Source organism: Streptomyces sp. DH12 (assembly GCF_020873895.1).
GTDB lineage: Bacteria > Actinomycetota > Actinomycetes > Streptomycetales > Streptomycetaceae > Streptomyces.
Genome location: NZ_JAHWGT010001195.1, coordinates 1 through 438, shown reverse-complemented (window position 1 = coordinate 438; position 438 = coordinate 1). Strand labels below are relative to the sequence as shown.

1 protein-coding gene is annotated in these 438 nt (G+C 73.5%); it reads left to right on the top strand.

Annotation, left to right across the window (positions count from 1 at the left end; all coding sequences use genetic code 11):
- Positions 1 to 438: TauD/TfdA family dioxygenase (locus tag LPA54_RS39210; protein ID WP_228985166.1), on the top strand; the 438-nt coding region annotated here is incomplete at both ends.

Sequence of the window (438 nt, the reverse complement as noted above, 5' to 3'; positions counted from 1 at the left end):
CCGGCTGCGCGCCGAGCACCGGCTGGGCGTGGGCTACCAGCCCCGGCCCGGTGACGACGCCTACCTGCGCCATCTGCTGGACCACCAGACCGCCACCGAGCACCCGCTGGTGCGCGTCCATCCCGAGACGGGGGAGCGGATCCTGTTCGTCAACGGCTACTACGTCGAGCAGATCACCGGCCTGTCCCGCCCGGAGAGCCGGGCGATCCTGGAGATGCTGCTGGAGCAGGCCACCCGGCCCGAGTACACCGTGCGGCTGCGCTGGGAGCCGGGCACCGTGGCGTTCTGGGACAACCGGGCCACCATCCACCTCGCGCCCGGCGACACAGCCCACCTGGACCACCCGCGGATCATGCACCGCGTCATGCTCGCCGGGGACGTTCCCGTCGGCGTCGACGGCCGGCCCTCGCAGCATCTCACCGGCACCGCGCCGGGCCG